This is a genomic window from Bacillus cereus group sp. MYBK108-1, from assembly GCF_051917185.1.
In the GTDB taxonomy this organism is placed as follows: domain Bacteria; phylum Bacillota; class Bacilli; order Bacillales; family Bacillaceae_G; genus Bacillus_A; species Bacillus_A cereus.
On sequence record NZ_JBQAHZ010000017.1, the window covers coordinates 1 to 15,725 of the forward strand.

The following is a 15,725-nucleotide window of genomic DNA, read 5'->3' on the forward strand; positions in this document are numbered from 1 at the left end:
AACAGGTATGGGCTATAGTGTACTAGAGATGGTTGAAGCGTTTGAAAAAGTTTCGGGTAAGAAAGTTCCTTATAAAATTACAGAGCGTCGCCCAGGTGATGTGGCAGTATGCTTTGCTGATGCATCGAAAGCAAAGCGTGAATTAGGCTGGGAGGCAACACGCGGATTAGAAGAAATGTGTGCAGATTCTTGGAGGTGGCAGTCTGAAAATAAGACTGGATATCAAAAAGTTAGTAACTAGAGAATTGGTTATAGGTTGCTAAAACTTTCATTGAGTTATCAATATAGTTTGGCTTAAAAATTGAATTACATGTATAATGTATTTTATATTTTGTAGTTATAATAATTTGATAGCGGTACCTGAAGAAAGAAGGTTAAAAGCATGAAAAAGAAAATCCTATTTTGGATATTAGGAATTATAGGAGTACTAATTATAGGTGGAGGAGCTTACGCTTATAATATATATTCTTCTGTTTCAAAAACATTAGATGAAGTTCATAAACCATTAAAACGCGATCAAGGTAATAAACCAGAAGAAAAAATCAATAAATCTGAACCTGTTTCAATTTTACTATTAGGTGCAGATGAGCGTGGTGGAGATAAAGGACGTTCAGATTCTTTAATGGTCATTACATTAAACCCTAAAAATAATTCAATGAAAACAGTAAGTATTCCGCGTGATACGTATACTGAAATCGTTGGAAAGGGTAAAAGTGATAAAATCAACCATGCGTACGCATTTGGTGGCGTAGACATGTCTGTAGCGACAGTAGAAAAATTCTTAAATGTTCCTATCAATTACTATATTGAAGTAAACATGGAAGGATTTAAAGATATTGTAGATGCAGTAGGCGGTGTCGATGTTAATAATGATTTAGAATTCTCCCTAGAAGGGAAACACTTCCAGAAAGGGAATATTCACTTAACAGGTGATCAAGCTCTAGCATATACACGTATGCGCAAAGAAGACCCACGAGGCGACTTCGGTCGTCAAATGCGTCAACGTCAAGTGATGCAAGCTGTTATTAAGAAAGGTGCAACCTTCTCTTCTTTAACAAGCTATGGAGATGTACTTACAGCAATCCAAAAGAACGTGAAAACAAACTTAACGCAAGATCAAATGTTTGATATGCAAAAGAATTATAAAGATTGTTTGAAAAATAGTGAGGATATCCAAATCCCGGGTGACGGCCACAAAGCTGCTGATGGTATTTGGTACTACTATGTTCCAGATGCTGCAAAACAAGATTTAACGAATAAATTAAGAGCACATCTTGAAGTGACTAAGTAGTATGTAATAACCCAACTCCTTTGGAAGGAGTTGGGTTTATTTTTGCGTGGATTTATATTAGTATTATATATTGTGAGATTAATAGATGAGGTGAATCGATGAATAAGAAAGCAGTACTTGTCCTTGTTATTTTTGTATTGTTTGTTGCTTCGATTGTGAGCGGTAAATTGTACTGGAATAAGAAGATTGCGAATGCAACAGGACAAACGAGTGAAGTAACGAAAACAAAGGATGAAGTGAAAGATAGCGGAGCGAAGAAAGAAGAAAAAAAGGAAGAGAAAAAACAAGATACAAAGTCATCTTTCAATGAAGCATATGCGAAGAACTTGCCAGATGCAGTGAAAGAGAAGTTAAAGAAAGCTGCTGAGGATAAAAAAGCAGTAAATCTTGTTATCGTTGGTGATGAAGGTTCTTCATCTGAAAAAGGTGCTTGGGCAGCTAAGTTAACGTCTAATTTAGAAACTGCTTACGGTAAAGGTTTATGGAATGTGACTGTAAAGGAATATAAGGGTGAAAGCACAGAAGAGTTAATTGCGAATAAGCGTGATAAAGAGATTGCGAAAGAGAATCCAGATGTAATTTTATTTGAGCCACCATTTATTACTGATAACGGTAAAACTGGTAATGGGAACTCTGTCGCAAATACACAGAAGTTCGTTCAAGCACTTTCTACTAGTGCAAAGGGTGCTACGATTATGATTCAACCATCAAATCCAGTGTATGGTGCGAAGAATTATCCGAAAGCAATTGAAGCATTAAAACAATTTGCAACTCAAAATAATTATACATATATTGATCATTGGGGAGCATGGCCGGATGCATCGACAAAGGCTATCCTACCATATTTAAAAGAAGAATTTGGTTTCCCAACTGCTAAAGGTCATGAAGTTTGGGCACAATATGTAACGGATTATTTTGTAGCTAAATAATAAAAGGGGAGAGGGTATCGTCGACAAAATATGTTCGACAATACCCTCTCTTTTTTTATAGGATTTTTGCTATACTAAACTGTACTATAATACATGATGGAAGGAGGAGAATGATGAAAATACTTGTGGTGGATGATGAATCGAGTATTCGTAATTTGATTCGGATGCAGTTGGAGATGGAAGGTTATGAAGTATTGGCAGCGGCTGATGGGAGAGAAGCTTTGGAGCGATGGAATGAAGGGCCAGATGTATTGATTTTGGATGTTATGCTTCCGGATACGGATGGGTATGAGTTGCTTCGTTTGTTCCGTGAGAGGGATAGGGATATTCCGGTGCTTATGTTAACAGCAAAGAGTCAGATGAATGATAAGTTGCTTGGCTTGCAGCTGGGTGCTGATGATTATGTGACGAAGCCGTTTAATTATGCGGAGCTTATTCTTCGGGTTAAGAATATGGCGCGGCGTGTAAAGAAGACGGAGGTCGCTGTAAGTCATGAAGTAATTGAGGCTGGAGAGATAGTGATTTGTCCTAAGGAAAGAAAGGTACATGTGAGTGGACAAGAGATTCAGTTAACGTACCGAGAGTTTAATTTATGTCAGTTGTTTGTTTCAAATCCGCAGCGTGTGTTTATGAGGGATGAGTTGCTTGAGAAAGTATGGGGATTTGAGTATATCGGAAATACGAGAGCGGTTGATATTATGGTGCAGAGACTTCGAAAGAAGCTTGGGACGAGCGGAGAATATATTAAGACAATTTATGGCGTGGGCTATAAACTGGATTGTTAAGTGGTGATGGTATGTCTTTAAAGCGAAATATGGTGTTTGGAATAGTTGGGCTGTTAATTCCGATTTTTGTTCTTTTATATGCAGTTGTTTATATTACGTTAGAAAAGAATATGTATCATAACGCAGCAGATTCTTTAGAAAAGTTAAGTGTAGAAGCGCAAATTTATACGATGAATTATTTAGAGAAGGAAGCAGAAGTGGATACGCTTGGTCCGAATTCACTTTTAATTGCGTCGTATTTAGCGAAGCGTATGGATGTCCGTGTGCAGATGATCGGGAAGAATGGCGATGTTGTTGCAGATACACAAAAAGGAGCATTGCTTCACCGTAACATCGACATTGAGAGTTCCTTGAAGGGAAAGAAGTCTTATGTTTTTGAGGAGGCGGATCCCGCTCCCATTCTTTTGTTTTCAAGCCCGGTTTATTATGGAAACGATGTCATTGGAAGTATTCGTTTTATAAATGAGTTAACGGGTGAGAAGGAAGTTTTAACAAATGTGAGCTGGACGTTCTTAATGACGTCTCTTTGCCTAGTAGCTACCGGTATTTTCTTTGCGATTCGTTTGGCGAAGTCTCTTCATAAACCAATTGATCAGTTGAGACAAATGGCACAGCGGCTCGCGAATGGTGATTATAAGAGTAAGATTGAGTTAAATGAGTACGTGGAAATCGCTCAGCTTTCCGCATCTTTTAACGCGATGGCCGATGGAATTGAACTGCATATTAAGCAATTGCAGGAGGAGAAAGAGAAGCAGAAAGATTTCCTAGACCGCATTACGCATGAGCTAAAAACACCGCTAACGGCAATTATCGGTTATGTTGATTTAATTCCGAAGTTACAATCGAAAGAAGATGTACAGGAAAGTCTTCGTTATGTGGCGGTGGAAAGTGAGCGTTTATTATCACTTGTAGAGGAACTGCTTAAGTCTTCGAAATATGGGACGAGTACGTTTGAAGTGTCACCTACAGTTGTGAATATAAAGGAATTGGCAGAAGAAGCAGTTTCAATTGTGAAACCTCGTCTAAATCAGTTTGAAATTGAAGTGATAAATGAGTTAACGGATGTACATGTTGTTGCAGATTTTGATAAGACGAAGCAAATTTTCTTAAATGTGCTTGATAATGCAATTAAGTATAGTGATGCTTCGCACATTCGTATGAATGTAATTGTAAATGAGCATGAGGCGAAGGTTTTTGTTCATGATGATGGGATCGGTATAGATGAAGTGGTGCTTGCAGAGTGGAATGAGTCTCCGAAAGGAAAGGCACTTCCTTCTAGTTACGGGAATGGTTATGGTTTGTATATTTGTCAGGAGATTATGAATAAGCAGGGCGGAAGCATGCGGATTGAGAGTAGTGAAGAAATAGGTACTACAATATTCATTACATTTTTGCTTCCGAGAAGGATGGAAGACATAAAAAACTTGAAAGCGGTTAAATGATACATTTATGAAACAATTATGCGGTATTTTCGAAACAACGTTTTTTTATCTTGGAGGTAGGCAGAAATGAAAAGGCTATCATTTCAAATTCTTATGTTTGTCATTTGTATGATTGTTTCTCTTTTTTTGTTTTATGTTATGGAGAAGCAAATCTATAATCGAATTAACATTGTAAATGATAAACAAGCCGTTTTACAAAGGGTGAATGAATCTCTTCCAATTGAAGTGAAAGTAAGACATGAAAAGTGGGGAGAAATCGTTGTAACGGATGAAGTTCGTTTGCATACGATTGTTTCATTCTTTGACCGAATTCGAATAGAGCCTGGGGACGTTAAGAGCCAAGAACAAGTATTTACTGGAGAAGTAACGTACTTGAATGGACATAAGCGTACTTTTGCAGTAGGTGACTTGTTCCAGTATGGGGAAAATGTATACGGAAAGAATGGCATGGATCCGATGATTTCAGCACTTCAAACGTATTTATTAAGCCTGTATTACACGCCAGAGCGTATTAGTGATTTCTTTGCTTCAGCAAAGGATGTCGTAGTACGTCAAGGCGATGTGGTACGTACTATCAATCTTACGCACATACTTGATTCTATTCGATACGCAAAGCAAATTACAGATTACGGAGAAATTCAGAAGTTATTACAATCGCAGAATGAACCGATTGCTTATATTACAGCTTATAAAACAGGTAAGCGTGTAAAGAATGATCGTGAAGATATTCTTACGATTTCTGTGTATCCATCGTACTTTGTTGTGCAATATCTCGGTGATAATAACGGAAATGTCATGTATATGAAAGGCTCTCTAGCAGAGTTATTCGTAAAGGAGAATGCGTCATGAGAAAGATAGCCTTTTTCTTCTTTTTGCTAGTAATTGGAGGAGCGATGTCTAGTTGCTCTCGAGATACAACCTCTATTAAATATAGTAAAAATGGTCTCCCTATTTTGGATGATCGTCATATTGTTGCGTATGTGGCGGCTCGTGAGGAAGTTGGTGAAGCGTTACTTTCATCATTTTGTAAGCCGCGCGGATGTACGTATGAATTTATTCGTCTTTCAACAGAAGAACTTCTTCGTAGAGTGGAAGAAGAAGCTGGAAATCCGAAGGCGGATATTATTATTGGCGGTACAGTAGATGCGCATCAAATGATGAAGCAAAAAAATCTTTCTATTCCTGTGATAAGCCAACATGCAAATCGTATTTCAAAAACTGTTAAAGATAAAGATGGTTATTGGTACGGTTATGAAGTAGAGAAGCTGGCAATTGCGATTAATAAAGAGCGGTGGAACGAGGAAATAGCGCCGCTCGGTCTCTCGTATCCGTTAAGATGGAAAGATTTATTGAATCCAGTATATAAGGGAAAGATTGTCATGCCCGATCCAAATGTTTCAGGTACAGCATATACGTTTTTCCAATCACTGATTGATACGTTAGGTGAAGAGGAAGCGAAGGAATATGTGAAGAATCTGGCGGAACAAGTTGGAGAAGTAACAGTGAATGGTTACATCCCAGCAGAACTTGTTGCGAGCGGTGAATATATGATAGGCATCAACTTTATGGGAGATCAGAGAATGCTTCAAAAACAAGGTTTTCCGATTTTAAGTAACGAACCTGAGCAAACAGGGTTATCTGTTAATGCGATTTCTAAACTAAAACGTGCACCGAGTGGTATTATTGCGGATTTATTTATTGATTATTGTTTATCAGAAGAAGCGGGGCATATTTTAGAAAAAGTGTCGTTTGGCGTACCAACGATGTTTGCGAAGAATGAGAAAGAAATAGAAGGACAGCCGGTTAGAAGAACAAACCAAAATATATCAAATAGCGGAATAATCGAGATATGGAATAGACAGCGTCTCTCTCTGAAGTGAGAAAAGGAGACGAAAATATATGTTTAAATGGCTCAAGCCAGCACCTGCAATTGAAAGATTGCCAGCGGATATGATCGACCGTGTATATCGATTACTACGTATTCGTGTGTTAATCGGCATTTCAGTTGGATATGCTGCTTATTATTTAGTTCGTAGTAACTTTACGTTATCAAGTACGTATTTAGTACAAGAATATGGTTTTAGTACAGCTGAAATTGGTCTACTAGGTTCAGTAATGGCAATTGTTTATGGATTTAGTAAGTTCTTTATGGGGAATTTATCAGATAAAGCTTTCGCCCAGCGCTTTATCGCAGTCGGTTTATTCTTATCAGGGCTTGTAAATATTTGTTTCGGTTTTGCCTCATCATTTGGGATGATTGTTACATTACTTGTTGTTAACGGTATTGTGCAAGGTATGGGAGCACCACCTTGTAGTATTGTTATGACGAAATGGTTCTCGAAGAAAGAACGTGGTACGAAAACAGGTCTTTGGAATATTTCACATAACGTTGGTGGAATGCTTGTGCCACCACTTGTCGGAATTGGTGTAGGTATTTTCGGTGAAAATCATTGGCAAGGCGGCGTATTTATTTTCCCAGCGATTATCGCAATGGTAATTGCAGTACTTGTTTGGATCAATGCGAAGGATACACCAGAATCTGAAGGTCTTCCTCCAATTGATGAGTATCGTAATGACTATGAAAATCTTGAAAAAGCAGATAATGCTAACAAGATGTCACCAAAAGAAATTTTAATGAAGTATGTAGTGAAAAATAAATTTGTATGGTTCTTATGTATTGCGAATGCTTTTGTTTATTTAATTCGTTTCGGTGTTATTAACTGGGTTCCACTTTATTTAACGACAGTTAAAGGATTTTCAAAAGCAGAAGCGCATGCGGCATATGCAATCTTTGAAGGTATGGCAATTCCAAGTTCATTAATCGTTGGTTTTTTAAGTGATAAATTATTTAAAGGAAAACGTATGCCATTATGTATTATTAGTATGGTTGGAGTTGTTATTGGTACGTTTATATATTGGCAAGCAACTAGCGTACTTGTTGTAAGTATTGCAGTTTCTATTATCGGTTGTTTAATTTATGTACCACAGTTCTTAATCGGTTTAAGTGCGATGGAATTAGTACCGAAATTTGCAGTAGGTACGACAGTTGGTATGTGTGGTCTATTTGGTTATGTAGGCGGAAGTCTTGTAGCTAACGCAGCAATTGGTGTTATTGTTGATAGTTCTGGCTGGGATGGTTGTTTCATCTTACTATTAACAGGAGCGGTTTTATCAACAATCTTCTTATTTATTGTTCAACGTGGACATGAGAGAAAAGATCCTAAAGCGGCGTAATATTTTGTTTGAAAAAGCTATCCAATTGTGATTGGATAGCTTTTATATTAGAAAAAACAAACAGTATGTAAAATTGCAGTTTAATATGTAAAAGACTTTTGTTACTTAATATAATTTTTTTAGATTCCATAAACCAAATAGATACATGGTTGTACCGAAAAATCCGCCGGCGCAGCCCCAAAGCATAACATCAAATAAAGAAATAGAGATTTCTTCTGAACCTACATAGGGAAGGATATAATTCATAAAAACAAACATTTGAAAGCCCCAAAGCACACCTGCTTTTAAGCCAGCTTTTCTTAATTTTTTCTTGTGTTGTAAATATTCTTCTTTTGTTGCACATTCAGTATCACTTAAACCTTTTTTCTTGAATTTAAAGACTAAATAATTAGCATAAATCATATTAGATAGAAAAATGAATATTGTTCCTATAGATATTGTGTGGTTCATAGTATCAACAAGTAACATAATAAGCATTACCAACATATTTAGCCACCATAAACCAATTCCAGCTACAGATAATTCTTTATTGATTTCTTGTTTTTGATATTCATCTCTCTCACTCAGTGTTCCAACAAAACTATTATAAACTCTTTCTTTCCATTCAATTTTCATCATTTAATCTCCCTCCCAAAATAGACTGTTTAAATCTGTTTTTAGTGCTTTTGCTAATTCGATACATAAGGCTAAAGAAGGGTTATATTTATTATTTTCAATTAAATTTATTGTCTGTCTCGCCACGTTAACTTTTTTAGCTAACTCTAGCTGCGATAGCCCTTCAGATTTTCGATATTGTTTAACGTTATTCAAATATAACCCTCCCATTGTTGGTTGTAGACCTCTTGTACCAAAATGTCATTTATATGTGACATTTTATAATTGAATAGATGAAATGTCAAATATATATGACACAATAGCGATGGTGCAATTAGGAAAATGATTTTAATGATTCATTTTGGCAAGAAGTTTGTTAATAAAGAATGGCTTCTATTCAATTAAAATTGCTCTTTTTCCTTTCCTTAAATCTATCTTAAAAGATATAATGTCATATTTCTAATCATTGGAATTTTTGTTACAATATAAATGGATGTGTAAAACTTTGTAAAAAGATTGTAATAATATGTATTTTGTTTTCAGAAAGTTTTATACAATTTTTATATTAAACTATTAAGTTATAAAAAAGGAGCGGTAATATGTTACCAAATACGGTTCGTACTCCAAACAAGAAGAAGAAATGGATTATTATTGGGGTTATTGCACTAATTGTTATTGTAGCGGCAATTAATATTTTTGTTATGCAAGGTAAGAAGAAGGGTGCATCAACAAATGCTGATGCTGTAAGTTTTGAGAAAGTGACAGAGCGTAAGCTGAATAATACGAAGTTAATTTCTGGTCAGGTAAAGCCTGGTAATATTGAAAGTTTTTATGCAGATCCGGCCAAAGGAAAAGTGAAAGATATTGAGGTAAAAGAAGGGCAAGAGGTAGAAAAAGGTACGAAGTTATTCTCTTATGACAATGAAGAGATTAATCTTCAAATGAAGCAAGCTGAGCTTGATCAGAAGATGGCGGATATGCGTTATGATCAAGGAAAAAAGAAGATTGATTCGTTAAAGAAAGAAATTAAGAAGGCGAAAGATAGCGGAGCTGGGAAAGAAGTAACAGATCCGATGGAAGAGCAAGTAAACGAGTTAGAGATAGGACAAAAAACAATTGACCTTGAGAAAGAAAAAGGAAAGTTGCAGAAAGAAGAGTTAAGTAAGAAGCAGAAAGAACTTACGATTTATAGCAATTTTGCTGGTGTTGTTCAAAAGTTAGATAAAGATGCGGCACAAAGTTCATCTCAAGCGTTAGGTGGTCAAGGAAAAGCGTTTTTACAAGTAGCTTCTAAAGATCCATTCCAAGTTCAAGGTACGTTAACTGAGCTTCAAAAGTCACAAATCCAAAAAGATCAAACATTCACTGTAACTGCAAAAGCAAATAATAAGAAGAAGTGGACAGGTAAGATTACAGAGGTAAGTGAGTTCCCAACAAGTGCAGAGATGGCGCAAGCTGGCGGCATGGGTGAAGCAACTCAAAATATGTCTCAGTATACATATAAAGCAAGTCTTGATAGTCAAGATGGTTTATCTCCAGGTTATCATGTTTCATTGCAAGTAAACTTAGAGAATAAGAAGATGATTGCTGTCCCAAGTAAGAGCATTGTAGCAAAAGGCGATGATGCATTTGTTTATGTTGAGGATAAAGGGAAGCTTCGTAAACAAAATGTGAAAAAAGGTTCTACTGATGGAGATTGGACAGAGGTTGTAGAAGGCGTAACAGTGGGGCAAAAGGTGGTTAAAAATCCTTCCGACGATGTGTATGACGGAATGGAAGTGAAAGAGAAATGATTACGTTAAATCATATTGCTAAAACGTATTATCAAGGAAAATTGGCAGTGCCGATTTTACACGGTATTAGTTTAACGATTCAGAGCGGTGAGTTCGTTTCGATTATGGGACCTTCTGGTTCTGGTAAGTCGACGCTTATGAATATTATCGGTTGTTTAGATCGTCCAACAGAAGGTGAATATATGCTGAATGACGTGAATATCTTAACAGCAGACGAGTCAAAGCTTGCTTTAATTCGTAATGAATATATCGGTTTTGTGTTTCAGCATTTTAATTTGCTGCCGCGTCTTTCCGCAGTGGAAAATGTTGAGCTTCCGCTCGTATATGGTGGCGTGAAGAAAGCGGAGCGTCGCAAGCGGGCTTTGGAGGCGTTAGGTAAAGTTGGATTGGCAGATCGCGTGCATCATTTACCAAATGAGTTATCAGGTGGACAGAAGCAGCGTGTAGCAATTGCAAGAGCGATTGCAAATAATCCAACGTTCATTATGGCCGATGAACCGACTGGTGCACTTGATACGAAGTCTGGTGAGCAAGTTATGGATATTTTCACGAAGCTTAATGCAGAAGGTACGACGATTGTTATGGTTACGCATGAAGAGGAAGTAGCAGCGTATTCTTCCCGCCGCATTGTACTGCGAGACGGGAAAGTTACAGAAGATAGAAGGTGTGCGGTATGAGTTTACTAGATAGTATAAAAATTGCCTTATCTTCTATTTTAGCTCATAAACTACGTTCTGCTCTTACGATGCTCGGTATTATTATCGGGGTAGGTTCGATTATTACTGTCGTTGCAATTGGGCAAGGCGGGGAAGCGATGTTGAAGTCGAAATTCGCAGGTTCTGGTGGTAATAACCTTATGCCAATTCAATTTAAAACAGATATTAATGATGAATTTGCTATAGGTGGATTTGAAATACCGAAGTTAACGGAAGAGGATATTTTGGAAGTAAAACAAGTGAAAGATGTTTCACACGTTATTACAACAAATTCGACGACAGAGACACTTGATGTAAATGATAAAAAAGCAAGGCTGAATGTTATTGGACTTGATAATGAATATTTTGCGGTTAATAAAGTAAAGGTTGTAAAGGGCCGCTCCTTAAATGAATCAGATATTTCTCACGCGAATAACGTTGTGATGATTAGCACAAAAACAGAGGAGACGTTATTTAAGGACGTAAACCCAGTTGGACAAATTATTGAGATGAAGGGACAGCCAATGCAAATTATTGGTGTGTATACATCTGATAATGAGTTTATGGGATTTGAAATGGAAGAAGCGTTAATCCCTCTTACATTATGGCCTGTTTTATACGGAACTGATGATATTCAAAATATCGCCATTCAAGCTAAAAATGTAGACAATTTAGAAGCAGCAGGGAAACGAGCTGTTGATGTATTAAATAGTCGTAAGCCAAGTGAAATCCCAGGTAAATATGAACTGGTGAATTTAAAAGAACTCCAAGAAAATGTTTCTAAAGTAACTAGCATCATGACGATGATTATCGGTGGTATCGCTGGTATTTCATTAGTCGTTGGTGGTATTGGTGTTATGAATATCATGCTTGTATCTGTAACGGAGCGTACGCGCGAAATTGGGATACGTAAAGCGCTTGGAGCAACGCGTAGTAAAATTTTATTACAGTTTTTAATTGAAGCAGTTATGTTGACGCTTCTAGGTGGTTTAATCGGAATTGGCCTTGGGTATGGCGGAGCATATATCGTTTCTACATTCGCAAAATGGCCACCACTCGTTTCATGGGAAGTTGTCGTTGGAGGCGTACTGTTCTCGATGACACTTGGTATTATTTTCGGATTAATTCCAGCAAATAAAGCTGCGAAATTAGATCCAATTGAAGCATTGCGTTATGAGTAATTAATAGTGTAGTAGAACTACACATTACCGTTCTAGTGGGCGGTTCGTAGCCTCTTGCGTGAGGAAGTGAACCGCCCGTTAGAACGGGTTATATAAATAGAAGGAGGCGTTATAATGGAAGCTAATTTGAATACGCAAAAAGTTGGTGGAGAAAAGCCATCATTGTTCGGAATGATCACTTCTCCTGGAGTGCAGTTCGAAAGAATGAAAACGAGTAATGCAGTTTGGGGGGCGTTTTGGCTACTTGTTTTATTAGGTGGACTTATTGGGGGATTTGCTGCTTATGTATATTCTCTAACACCTGAAGCAATTGAGCTCAATAAGGAGTTAGGTGTTACTGTTTCAGCTGGAATGACATATGGTATGGGATTCGGTGTAGGTGCTCTTGGTATGGGATTTAGTTTCTTACTAAGTGCTGTAGTGTATAAAGTATTAATGGTGTTTATGAGCAATGATACTTCTTATAAAAAATTATTGGCGATTACTGTATATTCAAGTGTTATTTCATTAATTGGTGTATTAATAAATATAATTTTAGCTTATATTTTAGGTGGATCGGGTCAAGAAATGTACACTGGCCTAGGACCAATTTTCGCCTCGAGTAGTGGTGTTGTAAAAGGTATTGTAAGTAAATTTGAAGTGTTTACAATTTGGGGATATGTAGTTACATGGCTAGGTCTTCAAATTACAGCAGGTTTGACTAAAAAGCAGGCAACAATTATTACTATTGTTTTCTTTGTTTTAACTCTTGGAATCGGAGCTTTACAAGGTATGTTCCAATAAGGAAATAAGATAGAAAAGGTGGCTCTTCCAAGAGTCACCTTTTTTATTTTTACCCCTATTTCAAATACCACCAACAAAATTTCAAATACTATCTAGTGTAATTTCAAATTCCGTCGGTAGTATTTGAAATTACTCACAGTGAAATCTTTTCTTTATTTTTATATTGTGAAGGTACCGCGGAATACTAGAAAGGTATACCTTTTAGAAACGGGTACTGTGTGAAGCCAGCGACTTTTAAAGAGGCAGTTGTTTTGTATGAAGGGATGATTGTAAATCAAATAAAGAAATTAGGTATTCGTAAAGATTATGAAGAGTATTATCAATGTGGTTTAATCGGTCTTTGGCATGCGTATGAAAGATTTGATGAAAAGAAGGGGTATTTCCCTGCATATGCAGTTGTCACGGTGCGAGGTTATATATTAGAGAGATTGAAGAAAGAGTTCGCAGTGCAGGAGAGATGTGTATGTGTAGGAGAGTATGAGGATATCTTTCATTTTGAGGATGTTGAAATAAGAGTGAAGGATTTTATGAGCGTGTTAGATGAGAAGGAGAAGTATATTATTTTTGAACGTTTTTTTGTAGGGAAGACGATGGGAGAAATCGCTTTAGAGACGGAAATGACATATTATCAAGTAAGATGGATGTATCGGCAAGCACTTGAGAAAATGCGAGATAGTGTAAAAGGATAAAAATAGAAAATAGAATGGAAGGTAAGGAAATACTACCTTCCATTCCATTTGTTATTAAGGTGATGAATCTTGCATGTTCATTTGGGATAATACATATCCAGCTTTCCATAATTGCTGGCTTAACTTATGGGGACTAATTTGTATCGTTACGGTAGCTCCATTTGAAAAATGAATTTTAGCTTGTTTAGCTTTTTTGAAAAACTCTATTGTATGAACATGTTTGAAGAAAAGCCAAATGCAATTTGGAGAAGCAGGAGATTCTGTTGGGAAAGCACAAATATATTCTCTATGATTGATCGGAATTGGAACGTTTTGTTTGAATTTAAATTTTGTTTTTACGGCATTACGTCTCCCTTGATAAGTAGAATGAATATTTGTTAGACAAGATTTCTGTATAAGTTGGAGAGCAGTTTGACAGGAGTAAAGATGGTTCCCGCTACTGTCGATAATTTTTGTGCGGTAATAAGGGTGTTTACATGGTTCAAGCATCATTGTAGAACTAGAAATAAAAATGTTGTTTTCATTATCCATAATTCTATATCCTCCCTTATAATTTTCATTCCGAATATAATTATATATAAATTAAGTAAATTTACTGTTAATATTCTATTTCATATTGTAAATTTTGGCTATTCGTTTACAATCAATAGGTGATAGTCTTTCTAATTTGCATCGCTTGTACATATATATGAAAATAGAAAAGAGTAGGCGGTGATATAGTATGAAGAAAAAGTATATTATTATGGCTTTAGTTGTCGTTCTCCTAGTATATTTAGCAAACAGTAATCCGAGTAAGGGCGAATATACAGAATGGGCAGCGAAGCAGTTTATGAAGCGTAATGATGTGAGTAAGAAGCTAGATGAAGTTCAAAAAGAGAATGAAGAGGGTCTCCTTGGCGACTTGGCATCGGCCGGTAAAAAGTTAGCGAAAAAGTATGTTGAGCCACAAGTTGGGTTATTAATTGATCATTATACGAAGCGAAATGATTATATATTCTTCTCAACATATACGACTGAGTTTGATATAGGTGAAGAACATTATAAGTATGTATGCGTCGGTTTTTCAAAGATTTTTATCCCGATTGAAATGCCGAAGAAAAAAGACGAATCTGCAAAATGATGCAGATTCGTCTTTTTCATTTTATAGAGTAATTGGAACTTCAGATACATTTTTTTCTACAAGGCGAGCTCCCTTTTTTCGTGTATTTTCATCAATGGATGAAAATACAGATGAGGCGAGGATTGTATCCATTACTTGATTTACGACTTGTGCATCGATTGGTGTGATGGGCGTATCGATAGAAAAAACGACTGTTTTTCCATCTTCTTTTGCGAAAATCAACTCTAGTACTTGCATGTGTTATTTCCCCCTTTGTATTTATCAAGCTATTTATGGGATTCGGGTCTGCCGGTTAAATTGCGGTCTAATAATCAGCGGGGATGAATAAAATCCCCACTGATCCGAGTTTTACTTTATAGTTTAGAAAGATCTGATGTGCTTACAAGTTGTACAGCGTGAAGTGGTGATGCTTGTAAGGAAGCTAGAGCATGAGCTACATTGTGTACTTGATCTAAGCTCGCATTTGTTTTAACACGTTTAAATTGTTTGCTCTTGAAAACTGTTTTGCCGTTCTTATCTAATCCGTTGTTTAAGACAAGACGTAAAGTTAAATCCATTACGATTGTTTCAATTGCCATGTGTATCACCTCCTTTCACTTTATAAATAGGGTACAAATGTCATGTTTTGGCGTGAAATTTTTTCTTTTTTTTGGTACCCTTAAAAGATTAAGAGAGGAGAATTTTGGATAATGAATCGTAAATGGTTATTTTGGATTCCTGTATTACTATGGATGGGGCTGATTTTCTATTCTTCGGCACAACCATATAAAAAGCAGGATATGCGTTCAGATATTGAACAATATGTAAATGTTGAATTTGTGAAAGAGCATTTTTCATGGGTATCTATCGATTATGGTGGAGGAACCCCTGTTAGTATTGCGAATAAAGGTGTAGGCGGATTTATTGAGTTTTTCCTTCGTAAAGGTGCTCATTTTATGGTGTTCTTTATGCTAGGTTCATTGATTTATTACGCTTTTCATCGATCAGGTCATTCGAGGAAAAGATGTTTTATATATGCCCTTCTTTTCGTTGCGGGTTATGCAACATTTGATGAAATTCACCAATGGTATACGGGAGACCGCACACCAATGTGGCAAGATTCATTGCTTGATACGTGCGGCGGATTAACGGGAATTATAATAAGTAATTGGTTTTGGAATAGAAAAAAGCGCTAATCTCATTTGAGATT

General features: G+C 36.6%; 20 protein-coding genes. 15 read left to right on the forward strand and 5 right to left on the reverse strand.

From position 1 onward, the window contains the following. From ACTFSL_RS20495 to ACTFSL_RS20530, 8 genes are all read left to right on the forward strand, one after another. On the forward strand, positions 1 to 241 hold a 241-nt coding region (locus tag ACTFSL_RS20495), incomplete at its 5' end, for a GDP-mannose 4,6-dehydratase (RefSeq protein WP_440042287.1). A gap of 141 nt (positions 242 to 382) precedes the next feature. Beyond that, a complete protein-coding gene (tagU, locus tag ACTFSL_RS20500; RefSeq protein ID WP_440042289.1) occupies positions 383 to 1,291 on the forward strand; it encodes a polyisoprenyl-teichoic acid--peptidoglycan teichoic acid transferase TagU in 909 nt (302 codons plus the stop codon). Between the two features lie 98 nt (positions 1,292 to 1,389). After that, positions 1,390 to 2,220 (forward strand): SGNH/GDSL hydrolase family protein, encoded by an 831-nt coding sequence (locus ACTFSL_RS20505; protein WP_088349214.1) that lies wholly within the window; start codon positions 1,390 to 1,392, stop codon positions 2,218 to 2,220. Between the two features lie 113 nt (positions 2,221 to 2,333). Beyond that, positions 2,334 to 3,005, forward strand: a complete 672-nt coding sequence (locus tag ACTFSL_RS20510) for a response regulator transcription factor (RefSeq protein ID WP_000699557.1) — start codon at positions 2,334 to 2,336, stop codon at positions 3,003 to 3,005. A gap of 11 nt (positions 3,006 to 3,016) precedes the next feature. After that, entirely contained in the window at positions 3,017 to 4,447 is a 1,431-nt protein-coding gene (locus ACTFSL_RS20515) for a HAMP domain-containing sensor histidine kinase (protein ID WP_033696092.1), read from the forward strand. A 66-nt stretch (positions 4,448 to 4,513) separates the two neighbouring features. Further along, entirely contained in the window at positions 4,514 to 5,296 is a 783-nt protein-coding gene (locus ACTFSL_RS20520) for a DUF3919 family protein (protein ID WP_440042290.1), read from the forward strand. Next, a complete protein-coding gene (locus ACTFSL_RS20525; protein ID WP_001225641.1) occupies positions 5,293 to 6,327 on the forward strand; it encodes an ABC transporter substrate-binding protein in 1,035 nt (344 codons plus the stop codon). The genes ACTFSL_RS20520 and ACTFSL_RS20525 overlap by 4 nt, the downstream gene beginning before the upstream one ends. Positions 6,328 to 6,346: 19 nt before the next feature. Then, on the forward strand, positions 6,347 to 7,681 hold the full coding sequence (locus tag ACTFSL_RS20530) for an MFS transporter (RefSeq protein ID WP_000477601.1): 1,335 nt from the start codon (positions 6,347 to 6,349) through the stop codon (positions 7,679 to 7,681). A 105-nt stretch (positions 7,682 to 7,786) separates the two neighbouring features. On the opposite strand, the gene ACTFSL_RS20535 is transcribed toward ACTFSL_RS20530, so the two are convergent. Next, positions 7,787 to 8,299 (reverse strand): DUF3278 domain-containing protein, encoded by a 513-nt coding sequence (locus ACTFSL_RS20535; RefSeq protein ID WP_000975596.1) that lies wholly within the window; start codon positions 8,297 to 8,299, stop codon positions 7,787 to 7,789. Further along, the gene (locus ACTFSL_RS20540) at positions 8,300 to 8,491 is read right to left on the reverse strand and encodes a helix-turn-helix transcriptional regulator (RefSeq protein ID WP_001067016.1); all 192 of its coding nucleotides are present in this window, start codon (positions 8,489 to 8,491) and stop codon (positions 8,300 to 8,302) included. It lies immediately after the preceding gene. Positions 8,492 to 8,874: 383 nt separating this feature from the next. Here ACTFSL_RS20540 and ACTFSL_RS20545 point away from each other — a divergent pair, with 383 nt between their 5' ends. The 5 genes from ACTFSL_RS20545 (at position 8,875) to ACTFSL_RS20565 (ending at position 13,416) form a co-directional block, all read left to right on the forward strand. Beyond that, on the forward strand, positions 8,875 to 10,068 hold the full coding sequence (locus ACTFSL_RS20545; RefSeq protein ID WP_000937326.1) for an efflux RND transporter periplasmic adaptor subunit: 1,194 nt from the start codon (positions 8,875 to 8,877) through the stop codon (positions 10,066 to 10,068). Further along, on the forward strand, positions 10,065 to 10,745 hold the full coding sequence (locus tag ACTFSL_RS20550) for an ABC transporter ATP-binding protein (protein WP_000631603.1): 681 nt from the start codon (positions 10,065 to 10,067) through the stop codon (positions 10,743 to 10,745). The genes ACTFSL_RS20545 and ACTFSL_RS20550 overlap by 4 nt, the downstream gene beginning before the upstream one ends. Beyond that, positions 10,742 to 11,944, forward strand: coding sequence for an ABC transporter permease (locus ACTFSL_RS20555; protein ID WP_000054370.1), 1,203 nt, complete (start codon positions 10,742 to 10,744; stop codon positions 11,942 to 11,944). Before ACTFSL_RS20550 ends, ACTFSL_RS20555 begins: the two co-directional genes overlap by 4 nt. A 114-nt stretch (positions 11,945 to 12,058) precedes the next feature. Next, entirely contained in the window at positions 12,059 to 12,727 is a 669-nt protein-coding gene (locus ACTFSL_RS20560; RefSeq protein ID WP_000387955.1) for a Yip1 family protein, read from the forward strand. Positions 12,728 to 12,945: 218 nt separating this feature from the next. After that, positions 12,946 to 13,416, forward strand: a complete 471-nt coding sequence (locus ACTFSL_RS20565; RefSeq protein WP_002025078.1) for a sigma-70 family RNA polymerase sigma factor — start codon at positions 12,946 to 12,948, stop codon at positions 13,414 to 13,416. A 54-nt stretch (positions 13,417 to 13,470) separates the two neighbouring features. Here ACTFSL_RS20565 and ACTFSL_RS20570 read toward each other — a convergent pair whose 3' ends face one another. After that, positions 13,471 to 13,947, reverse strand: coding sequence for a competence protein ComK (locus ACTFSL_RS20570; protein WP_000368309.1), 477 nt, complete (start codon positions 13,945 to 13,947; stop codon positions 13,471 to 13,473). Positions 13,948 to 14,137: 190 nt separating this feature from the next. Here ACTFSL_RS20570 and ACTFSL_RS20575 point away from each other — a divergent pair, with 190 nt between their 5' ends. Next, positions 14,138 to 14,536, forward strand: a complete 399-nt coding sequence (locus ACTFSL_RS20575; protein ID WP_000731405.1) for a DUF4359 domain-containing protein — start codon at positions 14,138 to 14,140, stop codon at positions 14,534 to 14,536. Between the two features lie 21 nt (positions 14,537 to 14,557). Here the strand turns inward: ACTFSL_RS20575 and ACTFSL_RS20580 are convergent, their stop codons facing one another. Further along, positions 14,558 to 14,773: a DUF2922 domain-containing protein gene (locus ACTFSL_RS20580; RefSeq protein WP_001197593.1), complete on the reverse strand. Its 216-nt coding sequence runs from the start codon at positions 14,771 to 14,773 to the stop codon at positions 14,558 to 14,560. A 116-nt stretch (positions 14,774 to 14,889) separates the two neighbouring features. Continuing rightward, complete coding sequence (locus tag ACTFSL_RS20585; protein WP_000963861.1) at positions 14,890 to 15,114, reverse strand: DUF1659 domain-containing protein; 225 nt, start codon at positions 15,112 to 15,114, stop codon at positions 14,890 to 14,892. A gap of 111 nt (positions 15,115 to 15,225) precedes the next feature. Here ACTFSL_RS20585 and ACTFSL_RS20590 point away from each other — a divergent pair, with 111 nt between their 5' ends. Continuing rightward, on the forward strand, positions 15,226 to 15,711 hold the full coding sequence (locus ACTFSL_RS20590; protein WP_001080707.1) for a VanZ family protein: 486 nt from the start codon (positions 15,226 to 15,228) through the stop codon (positions 15,709 to 15,711). The last annotated feature ends 14 nt before the right edge of the window (positions 15,712 to 15,725 follow it).